Source organism: Streptomyces sp. NPDC048290 (assembly GCF_040652095.1).
Taxonomy (GTDB): Bacteria; Actinomycetota; Actinomycetes; order Streptomycetales; family Streptomycetaceae; genus Streptomyces.
The window spans coordinates 208,051-224,378 of the sequence record NZ_JBEZLM010000011.1 but is presented as its reverse complement, the minus strand read 5'-3'; the positions used below and the strand labels follow the sequence as shown (position 1 = coordinate 224,378).

Below are 16,328 nucleotides of genomic sequence, written 5' to 3'. Positions count from 1 at the left end.
CCGTCAGCTCTCCTTTCCGCGCACCAGGCGCATGATCACGGCGGTGACGACGAGGACGACCGCGGTCAGGCAGATGGAGATCGCGGAGGCGGCGCCGACCTCGCGGGTGAGGAACGCGCCCTGGTAGATGAAGACGCTGGGGACGGTGGTGGAGGAGCCGGGGCCGCCAGCGGTGGTGTTCCACACCAGGTCGAAGTTGCGCAGCGCGTAGGTGACCGTGAGGACCAGGGCGACCGCGCACTCACCGCGGAGCGCGGGCAGGGTGACGGTGAAGAACTCGCGTATGGGGCCGCATCCGTCCAGCCGCGCCGACTCGTACAGTTCCACCGGGATCTTCTGCACTCCGGCCAGGAACAGGACCATGCACAGGCCGAACATCACCCAGGTGCCGACGAGGCCGACCGAGGGCAGCGCGGTGGAGTAGTCGCCGAGCCAGGCGCGGGCGAACGAGCCGAGGCCGACGGCGCGCAGGATCGCGTTGAGGGGTCCGTCGATGTCGTAGACCCAGCGCCAGGAGACGGCGACCACGACGGTGGCGAGGATCTGCGGGAGGAAGAGGACGGCGCGGAAGAAGCTGAGGCCGCGGACCTTGATCCGGGACATCAGTCCGGCCAGGGCCAGGCCGATCGCGACCGGGAAGAACGCGTAGAAGACGACGAAGACCAGGGAGTGGCCCATCGCCGCGAGGATGCGGCCGTCGGTGAACAGGGCGGTGTAGTTGTCCAGTCCGGCCCACCGGCCGAGGGTGATGCCGTCCCAGTGGAACAGGGACACCCAGGCGGTCTGGCCGAGCGGGCGCAGCACGAACAGGACGTAGAACACGGCGGCGGGCGCCAGGTAGAGGAAGGCGGGCCAGTACTGGCGGGCGGCCCAGGCGCGCACTCTGTCCCGGGGCGTCGTGGCGGCGGGCCGACCGGCTTCGGTCGTCTTCGCGGTCCGGGCCGCCGGGCCGGGCGCGGTGCGGGTGGTCATGACGCGTCCTCGGCGGCCGCGTCGGCGGCGGCGCGCTGCTTGTCCGCGAACTCCTGCCAGTCCTTCTGCAGGCCCCGGGTGAACCCGGCCGGGGTGATGCGTCCGGACAGCAGGTCCTGGGTGGTGGCGCCGACCGTGTCGTACATGGTGGTGGACGCCCAGTCCAGGTAGAAGTTCTGGCCGTCGTCGGCGAGGAGTCGCAGGCCGATGTCATTGACCTGCTCGACGACCGGGCTGGCCGCCTTGATGCCGCTGCCGCCGGTGACGGGGGTGCGGCCCACGTCGGCGATGGTCTGGGCGAACTCCTTGCTCATCAGCAGGTCGAGGAAGGCGACCGCGGCCTTGGTCTTCTCGGTCTTGGCGGAGATGTGCCAGCCGAGGCCCAGCGAGCCGACCGAGGCGCGGGTGCCGTCGGCGCGGGCGGGCAGGGTGAAGCCGACCTGGCCCTTCATGGACTCCTGGAGGGTGGGCGCGTTCCAGGACCCGGCGACCAGGAAGGCGCCCTGGCCCTGGCTGAACTTGGCGACGGCGTCGTCGGAGCTGATGCCGTCGTAGCCCTTGCCGAAGTAGCCGTTCTTCGCCCAGTCCTGGACGGTGCGGGCGGCGTCCTCGGTGCCCTGGTCGGCGATGGTGGCGCCGGGCACACCGCTGATCCAGGAGCGGACGTCGCGGCTCTGCACGTTCTGCGCCTGGACCAGGCCGATGACCTGGCTGGCCGGGTACTTCTCGGCGTTGCCGAGCATCAGGGGCTGGGTGCCCGCCCGCTTGGCGGTGTCCAGGGCCCGGACGAACTCCTCGTAGGTCTGCGGGGGTTCGATGCCCAGCTTGTCGAGGGTCTCGGTGTTGTAGAAGACGCCGACGAACTCGGTGGCGGGGCTGATGCCGTAGAGGCTGCCGGAGCCGAACAGGGAGCCGTCCTGCGACCAGCGGTACTGCTTGAGCGCGCCGTCGGTGAAGGTGTTCTCCCAGCCGTAGGTGCGCATGACGTCGTCCAGCGGGCGCAGCAGTCCGGCCTCGACCAGCGGGCCGTCGGTGCCGTAGCCCTGGTTGCCCTGGGCGAGGTCCGGGGCGTCGGACCCGGACATCGAGTTCACCACGGTCTTCATCAGGTCGTCGAAGCCCTTGGTGGTGACGTCGACGGTGACGTTCGGGTACTTCTTCTCGTAGAGCGGGACGAGCTGCTTGAGGGTGCCCTCCTCCCCGGCGTCGGCGAGGACGCGCAGGGTGGTGTCACCCAGCTCCGCGACGTCCTCGGGCGTGACGCGCTCGGTGATGCGAGGGCCCTGGATTCCGGAGGAGGCGGCCGGGCCGCCCGCTCCCGGGACGCTACAGGCGCTTGCCAGCAGGGCGGTCAGGGCGATGCCCGCGGCCATGCTCCAACGCGGCTTCTTCATGGGTGCTCCGACTTTTGTGGCCGGCATCGTCGCGGGCCGGGAGACAGGGGGTGACGTACGGTCCGGGGTGGCGTGCGGATTCAGGAGTGTGCGGCGACCTTGGCGGCCAGCCAGGCGCGGTTCGCCGCCTGTTCTGCGGCGACCTTGGGATACAGCTCCGCGGGGGTCGGGGCGCGGTCCTGTTCGACCAGCAGCCAGTCGCGGTAGCCACCGCCCAGCAGAGCGGCGAGGAAGGCGTCGATGTCGACGTCGCCCTTGCCGAAGGGCACGCAGACGTCCGCCCACCAGATGTCGAAGTCGGTGCGCCGCTCGGCCTTGGCCCGCCGCAGGACGTCCATCTCGACGTCCTTCACATGGACGTGGTTGATGCGCTCGCGCCACCGCTCAAGGCACTCCACCGGGTCGCCCCCGGCCAGCTGGATGTGCGCGATGTCCAGGGTGAGTCCGACCTCGGTCAGCTCCAGCAGCCGGTCGACCTCCCAGGGCGACTCGACATAGGTGGAGATGTGCGGGTGGAAGGAGGTCCGCAGCCCGTAGGAGCGGGCCAGGTCGACCGCCCGCGCGGACAGCTGGGCCAGCCGCTCCCAGCCGGACTCGTCCAGGGCGAGCGAGCGGTCGTCCCAGGCGCGGGCCGGGTTCTCCAGCAGCGCCTGGCTGCCCTCGTCGGCGAGGATCGCTAGGGGCTGCTCACCGGAGCGTTCGGCGCAGGCGGCCAGCTCACGGCAGGTCTGCTCCATGCGCCGCAGGTCATGGGCGACGACGTCGTCGCCGAGCGCGTAGTGGACCGGGATGTAGGCGCCGACGGCGGTCAGACCGTGGCGGGCGAAGAGGGCGGCGGTCTCCTCGGGGTCGCCGAAGAACCCGGGCGGGCCGAGTTCGCTGCCCTCGTAGCCCGCCTCGGCCATCGACGCGAGCAGGGCGTCGCCGGAGGCGCCCGCGCCGCCCGCGCCCTCCCCGTAGACGCCGTAGCTGACCGGGGCGTTGCCGAGCCGGGGCCGTGCCGTGGTGTGCGGTGCGGTCGTCGTCACTTGCCGTTCTCCTCTCCGGCCGCTTCCCCGCCGACCTGGGCGCCCTCGCGCGCCGCGAGCGCGGCGAGCAGGGCCTGGAGGCAGCGGATGTCCTCGGCGGCACCGGCCGCGCCGGAGCGGACCGGGGCGCCGTCGCGGACGGAGGCGGCGAACTCTTCCAGCTGGCGGACGAATCCGGTGTCGTAGCCGTGCTGGACGGTGCTGTCGCGGCGGACGCCGTGCTCGGCCCGCTCGACCCGCAGCGAGCTGCGGACGTCGACCAGGTAGGGCGCCGCCATGTCGAGGCGGAGCCGTCCGTCGCGGGCCAGGACCGCGATCTCCTCGCCGTACTCGGGGTGGTCGGGCAGCCAGTTCCAGTTGAGGACCAGTCGGGCGCCGTCGCCGAGGTCGGCGGTGGCCAGCAGACACGGCGGCTCGCCCTGGACGGGCCAGGGCCACAGCTCGGCGGTGTCGAAGGCGGTGGGCAGGGTGAAGCCGAGGGCGCGCAGCACGGACAGTTCGTGGATGACGGAGCCGTTGAGGACGTCGCGGTAGTAGGCGGCGAGCGCGGCGGGGACCTCGCCGAGGGCGTCGGCGGTGCGCTCCGCCTCGTAGGCGAGGGCCTTCTCGATGACGGAGAGATCGGCGTCGTCGGCGGGCCGCGGCATACGCAGATGCTCCACCTGGGGCTCGTCGGCGGGGTGCAGCACGGTGACCCGGACGGTGCGGGGGGTGTCGAGCGCGGCCAGTTCGGCGGCGGCGACCTCGGTCAGCGGGTCGTACATCTTCATGTAGCCGACCTGGAGGACGAGGCCCCTGGCGTCGGCGAGCGCGCCCAGTTCCTCGGCCTCGGCGACGGTCAGGCTCAGCGGCTTCTCGGCGAGCACGTGCTTGCCCGCCTCCAGCGCGGCACGGGCGGCCTGGGCGTGGGTGCCGGGGGTGGCCAGCAGGACGGCGTCGACGGCGGGGTCGGCGAGGACCGCGTCGTAGTCGTGGGTGGAGCGCACGCCCGCGCCCGCCGCGGCGGCCACCTGGGCGGCCCGGGACGGCGACAGGTCGCACACCACGGCCAGCTCGAAGAGGGCGCCCAGGCGCCGGACGGCGGGCAGGTGCACCGACTGGGAGATGGTTCCCGCGCCGATCACGGCGAGGCGGACTGGCGAGCACACCGACATCTGAGACTTCCTTGGCTCTGCGGAAGGGGGTGGGTAGGGCGGTTCTGAGGCGACACGGAGGACGCGGGGTCCGGTCCCTGGGCGCGGGGCGCACGACGGCGGCCGGACGAAACGACGGCAGCCGGAGGGAACGGGAGAATCCGGCTCCTCGGTGTTGCTCGGATCATGCAGCAGATCAGACCAGATAGTCCAGTGTTTGCACCAGATTGATATCTGGTCCGGCAACTGGTCGCTCTGGTACTTTCCTGTCGTGACCGAACACGACACCCCGCCGACCGCGGGGCCTGCCGTTCAACTCGCCCACCACGAGCTGGAACAGCTCCTCGACCGCCGGGTCTGGGTACCCGGCAGCCGACTGCCGGGCGAGCGCGCCCTGGCCGCCCGGGTCGGCGTGAGCCGCAACAGCCTGCGACAGGCGCTGGCCGCCCTGGAGTCCGAGGGCCGCATCCACGCCTCGGCCCAGCGCGGCTGGTTCGTCTCGACGGACGTGGTCAGCGAGCCCCCGAGCCTGCTGCGCAGCTTCACCGACATCGCCCGTGAGCGCGGACTGCGGCCCACGGCCCGGCTGCTGCACCGCACCGTGCGCCCGGCGACCTTCGACGAGTCCGCCCGGCTGCGGGTGGCGCCCGCCTCCGAGGTCCTGGAGATCTCCCGGGTCCGCGGGCTCGACGAGGTCCCCGTCTGTGTCGACACCACGGTGCTGATCCGGTCACGCGCGCCCGGCCTGGAGACCGCCGACCTCACCGACCGCTCCCTCTTCGCGGCGCTGGAGGAGGTCGCCGGGGTCCGGGTGATGCGCAGCACCTACACGGCCCAGGCCATCGGCGCCGACCCGGCCGTCGCCGAGCTGCTGCGGCTGCCCGTCGGCGCGCCCGTGCTGGTCGGCGAGGAGATCACCTGCGACCAGCAGGACACTCCGGTGCTGCTGGGGCGGGCGGTGTACCGGGGGGACGCGTACCGGTTCGAGGCGACGCTGCATCGGTCAGTGGACTGAGGGGACTCGGGCGGGGGGCTGAGGGGACTCCGACGGGGGCTGAGCGGACTCCAACGGGGGCGGAGGCGGGAGGGGAGTCAGGCGGAGGGGCTGAGGCCGGGCGGCGGACCGGCCGGGGCGTCCGCGCACATGCGAGCCGCCCAAGGGAACCAGGCACGACAAGGGAAGACACCTGTGAGCACCACTGAAGTCACCGCCGCCCTCGACATCGGCGGCACCAAGATCGCCACGGGCCTGGTGACCGCCGACGGCACCGTCCTGCACCACACCGAGCGGCCCACCGCCGTCGAGGGCCGTCTGCGCGACCCCGGGCTGCACGGCACCGTGACCGCCGCGCGCTCCCTCCTCGCCGAGGCCGGGCGACGCGGGCTCACCGTCGTCGCCCTCGGCGCCGGCTTCCCCGAGTACGTCGCCGCGGACGGCCGGCTGACCAGCCGCGAGGTACTCGCCTGGGACGTCCAGCCCGGCAAACTGCTGGGCGCCGAACTGCCCGGAGTCCCGGTCACGGTGGGCTCCGACGTACGCTGCGGGGCGCTGGGCGAGGCCCACCACGGCGCCGGAGCCGGACGGGAGGACTTCCTCTACGTCTCGCTCGGCACCGGGCTCTCGTCCGCGTACGTCCGGCACGGAACCCCGCTTCCGGGGCGGCGCGGCGAGGCCATCGCGCTCGGCGAGTTCGAGGTCCCGGCGTCGGTCGACCCGGGCTGGCGGGGCAATCTGGAGCAGTACTGCTCCGGCCGCGGCATCGGTGACCGGCGCACCGCGCTGGGCGGCGCGACCACACCGGGCGCCCGTGAGGTGATCGCGCGGGCGGCACAGGGCGACCCCGTCGCGGACCACGTGCTGGCCACGGCGGGCGCCGCGCTGGGCACCGTCCTCGCCATGGCGGTACGGCTCCTGGACCCCGCGGCGATCATTCTCGGCGGGGGCCTCGGCTCGGCTCCCGGTCCGGTGCGGTCGGCTCTGGAGGCCGCCTACGCCGAGCGGACCGGGGCCCGCCCCGACGCCCCTCCGCTGCTGACCGCGGCGCTCGGTCCGGCGGCGGGACTGATCGGAGCGGCACGGCTGGCGACGCCGTGACGGGCAGCGCGGGGGGTGTCGGGCGGCGCCCGATCTAAGCGGGGAGTGTCAGGCGGCGCCCGATCTGAGCGGGGAGTGTCAGGCGGCGGCGCCCGATCTAAGCGGGGGGCCGCCCACGACTCCCCGGGGTCACCCCAGGGAGCCCCCGCGACTCCCCCGGAGTCACCCGCGCGCTCCCCGCGCTCCCCGCGCTCCCCGCGCTCCCCGCGCTCCCCGCGCTCCCCGCGCTCCCGGCGCTCCCCGCGCTCCCCGCGCCCCCGGCGTCACCCAGTGGTCCCCCCGTGCCCAGGATGGACGTCCGTCGATTCCAGATACCGCTGTGTCTCCGCGTCCGGCAACCGGACCGAGAAGGCCCAACCATAGATCGCCAGACTGAACGCGGCGATCACCACCATGTCCCACCACAGCGGCAGCGCCCCGGTCGCGCCGCAGCTCACCGTCGAGGCCGGGCCCGTACTGCAATAGCCGCCCTGCCAGGAGATCAGGCCCATCCCGATGAGATAGACCGGCAGCCACTGCGCGGAGCGCCAGTCCGGCGCCGGGGTCCTCGGGTTGAGCCCGAGCAGGGCCGAGGCGCCGAGCAGCAGATAGCCGAGGACGATCGCCAGACCGAGCCGCCACAGGGTGTCCCAGCCCGCCCAGTAGATGATCAGGTTGGCGACGACGAAGGCGACCGGCGCCCAGAACATCCCGCCGGGCAGCCGGTAGGGCCGGTACCGGTCGGGGTCCTGCCGGCGCAGGCACCCGAACGCGAGCGGAGCGCCCGCGTACATCAGCACACTCGCCGAGGTGACGAAGCCGACCAGCTTCTGCCAGGTCGGGAACGGCAGGAAGATGATCAGGCCGACGACGAAGGCGAAGAGCAGACTGAACCAGGGCACGCCCCGCCCGGTGGTCCGCTCGAAGACCTGGGGGACGTAACCGTTGCGGGACAGGCCGTAGGACACCCGGGACGCGGCGGTGGTGTAGATGAGTCCGGTGCCGGTCGGCGAGATGACCGCGTCGATGTAGATCAGTGTGGCGAGCCAGCCCACCCCGGCGGTCAGCGCCAGACCGGCGAAGGGGCCCGCCTTGTCGGTGAACGTCAGATCGGCCCAGCCATGGGTGAACGCGCTCGGCGGCAGCGCCCCGATGAACACCACCTGGAGGGCCAGATAGATGAGCGCGCCGAGCAGGACCGAGCCGATGACGGCCCGGGGGATGTCCCGTGCCGGGTTGCGGCTCTCCCCCGCCAGTTGGTCGGCCTGTTCGAAGCCGAGCAGGGCGAAGATGATGCCGCTGGTGCTGACGGCGGACAGCACGCCCTGGGCGCCGAAGGGAGCGAGCCCCTGATAGCCGAAGTTGGAGCCGTGGAAGGCGGTCGCCGCGAGGACGACGATGGTGAGGACGGGGATGGCGACCTTCCACCAGGTCGCGAGGCTGTTGGTGTGGGCCAGCCAGCGGATGCCGAGGAAGTTCACCACGACGAAGAAGGCCATGAAGGCGACGGCGAGCCCGTATCCGGCGGCGGTGAGGTGGTTCTTCTCGGTCTGGACCCAGCTCGCGTGCACACTCAGGTAGTTCAGCGACGCCATGACCTCGATCGGCGCCGTGGCCACCGCCTGGAGCCAGGAGAACCAGCCGAAGGACGCCCCGGCCACACTGCCGAAGGCGTAGTGCGGGAAGCGGGCGGTACCGCCCGCGATCGGATACATGGCACCCAGCTCGGCATGGACGAACGCCAGCACGGTCACCGCGAGGGCGCCGATCCCCCAGGAGAACAGCGCGGCGGTCCCGGCCGCCTGCGCCGCGAACAGCGCGCCGAACAGCCATCCCGACCCGATGATGGAGCCCGTGGACGTCCAGGTCAGACCGATCAGACCGATGTCCCGCCGCAGACCGGGGTTCTCGGGCCCGCCGGACACGGGCGCCTTCGGCATGGTCATACATCCTCGTTCCCTGAGGACGGGACGCGGAGCCTGCCTCACACGTCCACCGGTCCACTCCTCCCCTGCCTATCCCGGTGACCGGTCCCCCGCCGCGACGCGCACACCACGCCCCGGCGAGTTCACCCGCCCAGCAGATACCTCAGGCCCCGGGCGAACGTCCGCCGCCATCCAGCCTGTTCGTGCGCGCCGGGGAACTCGTCGTACGCCACCTCGTGGCCGCGGGCGGTGAGGACGTCCCGCAGATGGCGGTTGGCGGTGAGCAGGCTGGTGCCGCCGGGCAGGGGCTGGGTCTCCAGGGTGCCCGCGGCGATCCAGAACCGGGTGCGGGCCGGGGCACCGGGCTCCGCCGCGATCTGCCGGGTCAGCCACTCCGGCTCCCCGTCCCGCCCCATCGCGTACGGTCCCTCCGCGCCGCCGAACTGCTCCTTCAGCCCCCACCAGTGCGACCCCGACAGGGACAGCACCCCGCCGAACAGGTCCGGCCGCCGGTACGCCAGCCAGAGGGAGGCGAGTCCGCCGTAGCTGGCCCCCGCGACGACGGTGGTCGCCGGGTCCCGGCCCGCCCCGAACTCGGCGCGCAGCCACGGCAGCAGCTCCTCCGCGTACTGCCGTACCAGGTCCGGGTGGCAGCACATCTCCGTCATCCGCGACATGGTGTCCCGGTTCCGCACGAAGGCCACGACGGTGGGAGGTACGGCGCCCGCCGCGATCAGGTTGTCCAGGATCTCGGGGTAGTGGTCGAGGTGGTACTCGCCGTCCAGCAGGAGCAGTAGCGGATGGCCCGCCGCGCCCTCGCGGTAGCCCTCGGGCAGATAGACGGCCACCTCGCGGTCGCCGCCGAACACCGTGGACGGCACCCGGTGTTCGGTGAGCGTGCCGCGCGGTCCGCCGGTGTGCCCGCCGCGGCCGAACCAGACCTCGGGGTCCGCGCCGGGCAGGGTCAGCACGGACTCGTGGAGCCGTTCGGCGCCCGGTGTCATGGAGGTGTGGGCGGACATGATCCGCTCGGGGTTGAACGGGTCGTGGCGGGCCGCGCGCAGATGGGCCGCCACGATCTCGCCGTAGGCGCCCGCCTGGACCAGTTCCATGACCTCGGCCAGTGACTTCGCCGCGTAGGGGTCGTCGACGCTGTAGCTGTAGACCACGGAGAGACGGTCGTCGGCGACGGGCACGGTCAGGTGCCACACGTCCGTGCCGGGAATCCGCTCCATGGCCGCGGGGCGGCCGTCGGCGTCCATGGTGAGCTGCGAGGAGACCTCGACATGCGTGGCCGGGCCGAGGTGGACGAACGTGACGGCGTGTCCGCCGCCGTCCAGCGGGGTGAGCAGGGGGCCACCGGCCGCGTGGAGTGCGGCGGTGAGTCGGTCCAGGGCGCCGGGTTCGCGCCGGGCCACGGCGTGGAGACAGGGGGCGGGGGAGGTGGGGGTGTGGTCGGTCATGGGTGACTCCTCCGGGTGGGTGCGGTGACGGCGGGCGGGGCGGGTGCCGCGTCCCCGCCCTCGTCCGTGCCGCCCGCGCCGACCCGGGGGATCACCCAGGCCAGCGGCACGGCCAGCAGGGTGACCGCGGCGGCCACCAGGAAACTGACGGTGTATCCGGACTCGGTCGGCAGCCCGGTCGCCGAGCCGTCGGCCGACCGCGCGACGACGGCCGCCGAGAGCTGGAGTCCGAGGGCGATACCGACCGAGCGGGCGACGGTGTTGATACCGGTCGCGGCGCCGGTCTCGGCGGGGCGCACAGTGTCCAGGATGCCGTTGTACAGCGCCGTCAGACCGGCGCCGACCCCCGCGCCGAGCAGCACGAAGACCAGTACGAGCTGCCAGGCGGCGGAATGCAGCCACGCCCCCGTGAGCGCGCCCGCCACGGCCACCAGCAGCCCCGCGACCACCACAGGGCGGGCCCCGAACCGCCGTCCCGCAAGACCCGCCAGCGGTCCCGCGACCGCCGCTGCCGCCGCGCCGGGCAGCAGATACCGGCCCACGTCGGTTGCCGTGCCGCCGAGCCCGTACCCCGTCTCGGCGGGAGCCACCACCAGTTGCGGGATCGCCAGATACGCGACGGCGTACCCGGTGCCCAGGACGACCGCGAGCAGTGTGCCGCCGAGCACCACCGGCCGGGCCAGCATCCGCACATCCACCAGCGGCTCGGCGACCCGCAGTTCGACAAGGGCCCACAGCACGCCCACGACCAGCGCGGCCCCGAGGAACCCCAGCACGAAGGGGGAGGTCCAGCCGCGTCCGGGCAGTTCGGTCAGGGCGAGCATCAGCGAGAACAACGCCCCGGCCAGCAGTGCCCCACCGGCCCAGTCCAGCGCCCCGCGCCGGTCGTCCACCGTCCGCTCCTGGCGCGGCAGCACCCCGTACGCGACCGCCCCGAGGACGGCGATCACGGCGGCCGGGAGCCCGAACATCCACCGCCAGGACAGCCCTTCGGCGATCGGTCCGGCGAGGACGACGCCCAGTCCCCCGCCGAGGGTGAACATCCCCGCGACGAACCCGACGGCCACCGACCGCCCGCGCGCCGGGAACCGTTCCCGCAGCAGCACCAGCCCCAGCGGTACGACTCCCACGCCGACGCCCTGGAGCGCCTGCCCGCCCACCAGCAGCGGGAACGTACCGGCCAGCGCGGACAGCGCCGCCCCGCCCGCCACCAGCACCGCCACCGCCAGCAGCACCCGGCGCCCGCCGTACCGGTCGGCGAGGCTGCCCACGAAGGGGGTGGCCAGGGCCCCGGCGACGGTGAGTGTGCTCGGGATCAGGGCGGCGCGGGCCGGATCGAGCCCCAGGTCGCCCTGGACCAGGGGCAGGACGGGGATCGTCATGCTCTCCAGCGCGCCGACGACCACGGTCAGCAGACCGACGAGGGCGATGACGGCGCGGTCGGCAGGTCGGTACGCCGGTACGGGCCCGGGGAGCGAGGGCGAGGGTCTTTCGGACATGGGTGATTCCTCCGCGTTCGATGACGGGGCGGATGGGATGGATGAGGTGGACGGGATGGCGCAGCCGGGACGCGACGGCGGCCAGGTCCCCCGCCGGGGATCTAGGCGGCCGTCTCGATCCAGTCGGAGATCAGCTCGTCCAGCACGCCCAGCGGCAGGCTCCCGTGGCCGATCACCTCATGGTGGAAGTCCCGGATCGAGAACCGGCCGCCCAGTTCCGCGCGGGCCCGCGCCCGCTGCCGCTCGATCTCACGGCGGCCGATCAGATACGCGGTGGCCTGGCCGGGCCAGGCGAGATAGCGGTCGATCTCGTTGCGGACATTGGCCTCGGTGGTCGCCGTGTTGTCCCGCATATAGGCGACGGCCCGCTCCCGGGACCAGCCCAGGTGATGCATCCCGGTGTCCACGACCAGGCGGCAGGCGCGGACGGCGTCCAGGGACAGCATCCCGAGCCGGTCGAGGTCACCGCTGTAGAGCCCCATCTCGTCGGCGAGACGCTCGGCGTACAGCCCCCAGCCCTCCATGTGCGCGGTGAGCTGTCCCACCGCCTTGCGCCGGAACAGGGGCAGCTCGGTGAGGGTGGCGGCCAGTCCGAGCTGGAGGTGGTGTCCGGGCACGCTCTCGTGGAAGGCGAGCGCCTCGTACTCGTAGCGGAAGCGGGTGGCGGGGCGGACCGTGTTGATCCAGTGGGTGCCGGGCAGCCCGCCGGGGCCGGGCGGCTGGTAGTAGGCGAGCGGTGCCGTGTCCGCCTCCAGGGGGCCGATCTCCCGGGTGACACAGTCGGCGATGCCGTACGGGCGGAACCAGTCGGGCACGGCGGCCCGCGCCCGGCCGAGGGCGTCCTCGACGAGGGTGACGATCTCGTCCGCGCGGGAGAAGCGCAGCGCGGGGTCGGTGCGCAGGGCGGTGAGGACGCCGTCGCAGTCGCCGATCCCGAGGACCCGCTCCCCGAGCCGGGCGAACTCCTCCCGCAGCGCGGCCACCGCCTCCAGGCCCACGCGGTGGATGTCCTCGGCGGCGAGGCCCGGCCGGGTGTGCCGGGCGAGGGCGTCGGCGTAGCCCTCGGCGCCGCCCGGTACATGGCAGACCCCGGCCTCGGAGTCGGGACGGGCACCTTCGGCGAGCCCCGCGAGGCCGTCCCGGAAGCGGACGAGCGCGGGGCGTATCCGGTCCCGTACCAGGGCGCGGGCCTGCTCGGACTCCGGGTGGTCGGTGAGCGGGCGGATCAGCGGATCGGTGGCGAGGTCGCCCGCGAGGACGGTGTCGACCTGGCCGATCGCGGCGAGCACACCGCTGCGCAGGGGCGGGCGGCCGGTCGCGGCGGCGGTGCGGTAGCGGTCGAGCCAGCCGTCGAAGTACCCCGGCAGGGCGGCGAGCCGCTCCAGGTAGGCCCCGGCGCCCGTCCGTCCGACCGGGGTCATCGCGAGGGACTGGAACACCTGGGTCTGCGGTGCGGTGACTCCGGCGGAGATGGCGAAGTCGGCGAGCCCGTGGCGCAGTTCGTCGGTGGAGCTGCGGATCAGGACCTCCAGCACGCGGCGGGTGACCCGCTCCTCGCCGGGTGACCCGTCGAGTGGGACCCGCTCCAGCCGCGCCCCGAGCGCGGTCAGGGTCCGCCGGTGAACTTCGATGGCCTGGGCGGACGGGTCGGGTACGCGGTGCTCGTGCCCGGGGACCCCGAGCAGGGTCGCGGCGAGCGGGTCGTGGTCCATCTCCGCGGCGAAGTACGCCTCCGCGAGCCGTTCGAGTTCCGCCTGTCGCTGCTCAGCCACGCTCGTTCCCGTCGTCGCAGGGGGTACCGCGAGGTGGTACCACCGTCGGTACAGTGCGCCGATTATTGAGAGGTGAATGTCATTGAGTCAAGAGAGAATGTCATTCAGTACTGACTGAACGGCACGCATCGATCATGAAACGCCCTTCAGGGATCTCGGTTGGTAGGGTCGCGGGCATGGCGCAGCAGGACGAGAAGTCGCGGGCACAGCTGGAGTTCGCGGACCGGATGGCCGATGTGTTCACCGGGCAGATGCCGCGGATGGCCGGACGGATGCTGGGGCTGCTGCTGGTCACCGACGAGGACCGGCTCTCCAGCAAGGACCTGGTCACCCGGCTCGGCGCCAGCGCGGCCACCGTCTCCACCATGGGCCGACTGCTCATCGACCTGGGCCTGGTCGATCGGACCGTCTCCCCCGAGACCCGCCGCGACCTCTTCTCCGTCGCCCCCAACGCCTGGGTCGGTGTCTACCGCGACGGCGAACGCTATATCTCCGAGGCCCTCGACCTCCTCGGCCGGACCCTCGACGACCCCGCCCTCGCGGACGCCCCCCGGGCCCGGATGCGGGAGATGCACAACCTCTACGCCTTCCTCTGGGCCGAGATCCCCGCCCTCGTCTCCCGCTACGAGCAGTGGCGCACGGCGAACGGACCGGAGGCGGTCTATCCCAGACGGTGAGGATCGGAGCGGCCGGGGACGGAGACACGCAAGGGCCTGCACCCCTCAGTCGGGGGGCAGGCCCTTGCGTCCGAATCCTCAAGCCCCGGTCAGGTCCAGAGGTACAGGTCCCAACCACCGCCCCACGCGGGGTAGCACCCGTAGGCGGAGTAACCGTCACGGACGTACCACCGGCCCACGTAGTGGCAGGTCTCCTCGTCGTCGTAGTAGTACGGGCCGTATTCGTCCGACGCGGAGGCGGACACGGCCTCCGTGGCAGCGGCGGCGCCCTCGTCGGCGTTCGCGGACACGGCCGGGGCCGAGACCGCGAGCAGCCCGGCCGCGAACACGCCGACCAGGGCGGTGGCTCGTACCGACTTGAGCATGGGTACTCCTGACTGAGACGGATGAGACATTCCGCCATGGGTGACGGCGGCGGGACGGGACAGGGTTCAACGAGTCCCTGACCGGCCGGTCCGGCGTCAGCCCCGGCGGCCCCGCGACCGCTCCCGGCGCTCCCGCATCACCGCCTGGTAGTCCTCCCACACCGGGGTGGCCTGCGCCGCGACGTACTGCTCATGGGCCCGCTTGTAGTGACCCCGGTCGCGGCGGGTCGCCTCCAGCACCGCCCACAGGGCGAGGACGGGGAGCACCCAGCGAATCCAGGACGCCGGGATGAGGAAGGCCCCCACGGCGCCGATGCCTCCGGCCAGGGCGATGGAGATGCCCACGCCCCACATGTAGACCGCGGGTCCCGGTTCACCGCGGCGCGCCCCGCCGTCGGCGGCGTCGGGCTCCTCGTCCTCGGGCAGGTTGAAGAGCCAGATGGTACGTCCGAGCGGTACGGCGATCACGGCCGCGAAGAGCGGCAGGTAGGCGACCGGGCCGAAGGCCGTGGCGCGTACGTCCTCGATCGGGATGATCCACGCCATGACCGCGGAGGCTATGGCGATGATGACGTGCGTCCATGGCTGGATGAGCGGACGTGCCGCCAAAGTCCCTTCGACCTTGGCGAGTTCCCTGATCTGCTCGGCGTGTCTCCCGCGTTCCTTCACTCCCCCGTGCCCCCTCTGTTTCCGCTCTGTCCGTCGCCGGTCCTGTACGTGGTCTCCGACGATCATTGTGCGGCTTCGGTTCCGCGGGTTCGCCCGGGGGTGGGCGGGTTTCTACGGAACCGTCGGCTCCGACAGGCGACCCTCCCTACCCCGGCCGTTGACCCTCACGTGGCGTCAGACGTCATAGTCGGAGGCGTGGAGGATCACTGGAGCGTGGGGCGCGTCGCCGAGCTGGCCGGGGTCAGTGTGCGGACGCTGCATCACTACGACGCGATCGGGCTGGTGCGCCCGTCGGCGCGGACCGGGGCCGGGTACCGGGTCTACTCGGCGGGCGACATGGAACGGCTGCGGGAGGTGCTGGCCTACCGCCGGCTCGGCTTCGGACTGCGCGAGATCGCCGAACTGGTCGACGACCCCGCCACCGACGCCGTCGCGCACCTGCGCCGGCTGCGCGGACTGCTGGTGGAGCGGCGGGACCGCGCCGACGCCATGGTGACGGCCATCGACCGAGAACTGACGGCACGGGCAGAAGGGCGGAAGATGACACCGCAGGAGCAGGTGGGAATGTTCGGACCACGGCTGTACGACGCGATCGGCGGCGCCTACCCGGCGACCCGGCGTACCGATCCACGGATCGCCGCGCGGATCTGGGACGCGCTCGGGGACGCGCGGACCGTGCTGAACGTCGGCGCGGGCACCGGCTCCTACGAGCCCGCCGACCGGGAGGTGACCGCGGTGGAGCCGTCGGCGGTGATGCGGGGGCAGCGGCCGGACGGGGCGGCTCCGTGCGTGGCCGCCGCCGCGGAGCGCCTGCCGTTCCCGGACCGGTCCTTCGACGCCGCGATGGCCGTGTCCACCGTGCACCACTGGGCCGATCCGCTGGCGGGGCTGCGCGAGCTGCGCCGGGTGGCCCGCCGGGTGGTGGTGCTGACCTTCGACACCGACGAGCCCGGCTGGCAGGACCGGTTCTGGCTGACCCGGGACTATCTGCCGGAGTTCGCCGATGTCCTCGCGGGCTTCCCGCCACTCGCCGGGATGGCGGAGGCGCTCGATGCCCGCGCCGAACCGGTGCCCGTGCCGTGGGACTGCGCCGACGGCCTGTTCGAGGCGTACTGGCGCCGCCCGGACGCCTATCTGGAGGAGCGGGTGCGGCGGGCGATGTCGGTCTGGACGAGGGTGGGGCGGGAGGCGGAGGAGCGGGCGGTGCGCGGACTGGGCGACGACCTCGCCTCCGGACGGTGGGCCGCGCGCAACGGCGGGCTCACCGGTCTCGACGCCGCGGATCTCGGGCTGCGGCTGCTGGTGGCGTGAACGGGGTGGGTTCCGGGTGAGTTCCGGGCGGTCCCGGGCGGTCCCG

14 protein-coding genes are annotated in these 16,328 nt (G+C 73.0%); 4 read left to right on the top strand and 10 right to left on the bottom strand.

Features of this window, described 5'->3' with window-relative positions; genetic code table 11:
* Positions 1-3 precede the first annotated feature (3 nt).
* The 4 genes from AB0D49_RS20995 to AB0D49_RS20980 all read right to left on the bottom strand — a co-directional run bounded on the left by AB0D49_RS20995 (position 4) and on the right by AB0D49_RS20980 (position 4,548).
* Positions 4-972: a sugar ABC transporter permease gene (locus AB0D49_RS20995; protein WP_362759277.1), complete on the bottom strand. Its 969-nt coding sequence runs from the start codon at positions 970-972 to the stop codon at positions 4-6.
* Positions 969-2,366: an extracellular solute-binding protein gene (locus AB0D49_RS20990; RefSeq protein ID WP_362759275.1), complete on the bottom strand. Its 1,398-nt coding sequence runs from the start codon at positions 2,364-2,366 to the stop codon at positions 969-971. The genes AB0D49_RS20995 and AB0D49_RS20990 overlap by 4 nt, the downstream gene beginning before the upstream one ends.
* Before the next feature lie 80 nt (positions 2,367-2,446).
* Entirely contained in the window at positions 2,447-3,394 is a 948-nt protein-coding gene (locus AB0D49_RS20985; protein ID WP_362759273.1) for a sugar phosphate isomerase/epimerase, read from the bottom strand.
* Positions 3,391-4,548 (bottom strand): Gfo/Idh/MocA family oxidoreductase, encoded by a 1,158-nt coding sequence (locus AB0D49_RS20980; RefSeq protein ID WP_362759271.1) that lies wholly within the window; start codon positions 4,546-4,548, stop codon positions 3,391-3,393. Before AB0D49_RS20980 ends, AB0D49_RS20985 begins: the two co-directional genes overlap by 4 nt.
* A 250-nt stretch (positions 4,549-4,798) precedes the next feature.
* Here AB0D49_RS20980 and AB0D49_RS20975 point away from each other — a divergent pair, with 250 nt between their 5' ends.
* Both AB0D49_RS20975 and AB0D49_RS20970 read left to right on the top strand, forming a co-directional pair.
* Complete coding sequence (locus AB0D49_RS20975) at positions 4,799-5,542, top strand: GntR family transcriptional regulator (protein WP_362759269.1); 744 nt, start codon at positions 4,799-4,801, stop codon at positions 5,540-5,542.
* 174 nt (positions 5,543-5,716) lie between these two features.
* On the top strand, positions 5,717-6,622 hold the full coding sequence (locus tag AB0D49_RS20970) for an ROK family protein (protein ID WP_362759267.1): 906 nt from the start codon (positions 5,717-5,719) through the stop codon (positions 6,620-6,622).
* A 263-nt stretch (positions 6,623-6,885) separates the two neighbouring features.
* Here AB0D49_RS20970 and AB0D49_RS20965 read toward each other — a convergent pair whose 3' ends face one another.
* From AB0D49_RS20965 to AB0D49_RS20950, 4 genes are all read right to left on the bottom strand, one after another.
* Entirely contained in the window at positions 6,886-8,547 is a 1,662-nt protein-coding gene (locus tag AB0D49_RS20965) for an APC family permease (RefSeq protein WP_362759265.1), read from the bottom strand.
* A gap of 122 nt (positions 8,548-8,669) precedes the next feature.
* Positions 8,670-9,989 (bottom strand): alpha/beta hydrolase-fold protein, encoded by a 1,320-nt coding sequence (locus tag AB0D49_RS20960; protein WP_362759263.1) that lies wholly within the window; start codon positions 9,987-9,989, stop codon positions 8,670-8,672.
* Positions 9,986-11,488 carry an MFS transporter gene (locus AB0D49_RS20955; protein WP_362759260.1) on the bottom strand — a complete coding sequence of 501 codons (1,503 nt, stop codon included), beginning with the start codon at positions 11,486-11,488 and terminating at the stop codon, positions 9,986-9,988. The genes AB0D49_RS20960 and AB0D49_RS20955 overlap by 4 nt, the downstream gene beginning before the upstream one ends.
* A gap of 101 nt (positions 11,489-11,589) precedes the next feature.
* Positions 11,590-13,260 carry a DUF885 domain-containing protein gene (locus tag AB0D49_RS20950; RefSeq protein ID WP_362759258.1) on the bottom strand — a complete coding sequence of 557 codons (1,671 nt, stop codon included), beginning with the start codon at positions 13,258-13,260 and terminating at the stop codon, positions 11,590-11,592.
* 176 nt (positions 13,261-13,436) lie between these two features.
* On the opposite strand from AB0D49_RS20950, the gene AB0D49_RS20945 reads away from it, so the two are divergent.
* The gene (locus tag AB0D49_RS20945; protein WP_362759256.1) at positions 13,437-13,937 is read left to right on the top strand and encodes a MarR family transcriptional regulator; all 501 of its coding nucleotides are present in this window, start codon (positions 13,437-13,439) and stop codon (positions 13,935-13,937) included.
* Positions 13,938-14,026: 89 nt separating this feature from the next.
* Here AB0D49_RS20945 and AB0D49_RS20940 read toward each other — a convergent pair whose 3' ends face one another.
* Together AB0D49_RS20940 and AB0D49_RS20935 are read right to left on the bottom strand one after the other, a co-directional pair.
* The gene (locus AB0D49_RS20940; protein ID WP_362759254.1) at positions 14,027-14,302 is read right to left on the bottom strand and encodes a hypothetical protein; all 276 of its coding nucleotides are present in this window, start codon (positions 14,300-14,302) and stop codon (positions 14,027-14,029) included.
* Between the two features lie 96 nt (positions 14,303-14,398).
* The gene (locus tag AB0D49_RS20935) at positions 14,399-14,971 is read right to left on the bottom strand and encodes a hypothetical protein (protein WP_362759253.1); all 573 of its coding nucleotides are present in this window, start codon (positions 14,969-14,971) and stop codon (positions 14,399-14,401) included.
* 213 nt (positions 14,972-15,184) lie between these two features.
* Here AB0D49_RS20935 and AB0D49_RS20930 point away from each other — a divergent pair, with 213 nt between their 5' ends.
* Positions 15,185-16,282, top strand: coding sequence for a MerR family transcriptional regulator (locus AB0D49_RS20930; protein WP_362759523.1), 1,098 nt, complete (start codon positions 15,185-15,187; stop codon positions 16,280-16,282).
* Positions 16,283-16,328 lie beyond the last annotated feature (46 nt).

Excerpts from the sequence above, each read along its gene's own strand:
- AB0D49_RS20965 (WP_362759265.1), bottom strand. The coding sequence starts at position 8,547 with ATGACCATGCCGAAGGCGCCCGTGTCCGGCGGGCCCGAGAACCCCGGT.
- AB0D49_RS20995 (WP_362759277.1), bottom strand. The coding sequence starts at position 972 with ATGACCACCCGCACCGCGCCCGGCCCGGCGGCCCGGACCGCGAAGACG.
- AB0D49_RS20945 (WP_362759256.1), top strand. The coding sequence starts at position 13,437 with ATGGCGCAGCAGGACGAGAAGTCGCGGGCACAGCTGGAGTTCGCGGAC.
- AB0D49_RS20955 (WP_362759260.1), bottom strand. The coding sequence starts at position 11,488 with ATGTCCGAAAGACCCTCGCCCTCGCTCCCCGGGCCCGTACCGGCGTAC.
- AB0D49_RS20960 (WP_362759263.1), bottom strand. The coding sequence starts at position 9,989 with ATGACCGACCACACCCCCACCTCCCCCGCCCCCTGTCTCCACGCCGTG.
- AB0D49_RS20990 (WP_362759275.1), bottom strand. The coding sequence starts at position 2,366 with ATGAAGAAGCCGCGTTGGAGCATGGCCGCGGGCATCGCCCTGACCGCC.
- AB0D49_RS20940 (WP_362759254.1), bottom strand. The coding sequence starts at position 14,302 with ATGCTCAAGTCGGTACGAGCCACCGCCCTGGTCGGCGTGTTCGCGGCC.
- AB0D49_RS20980 (WP_362759271.1), bottom strand. The coding sequence starts at position 4,548 with ATGTCGGTGTGCTCGCCAGTCCGCCTCGCCGTGATCGGCGCGGGAACC.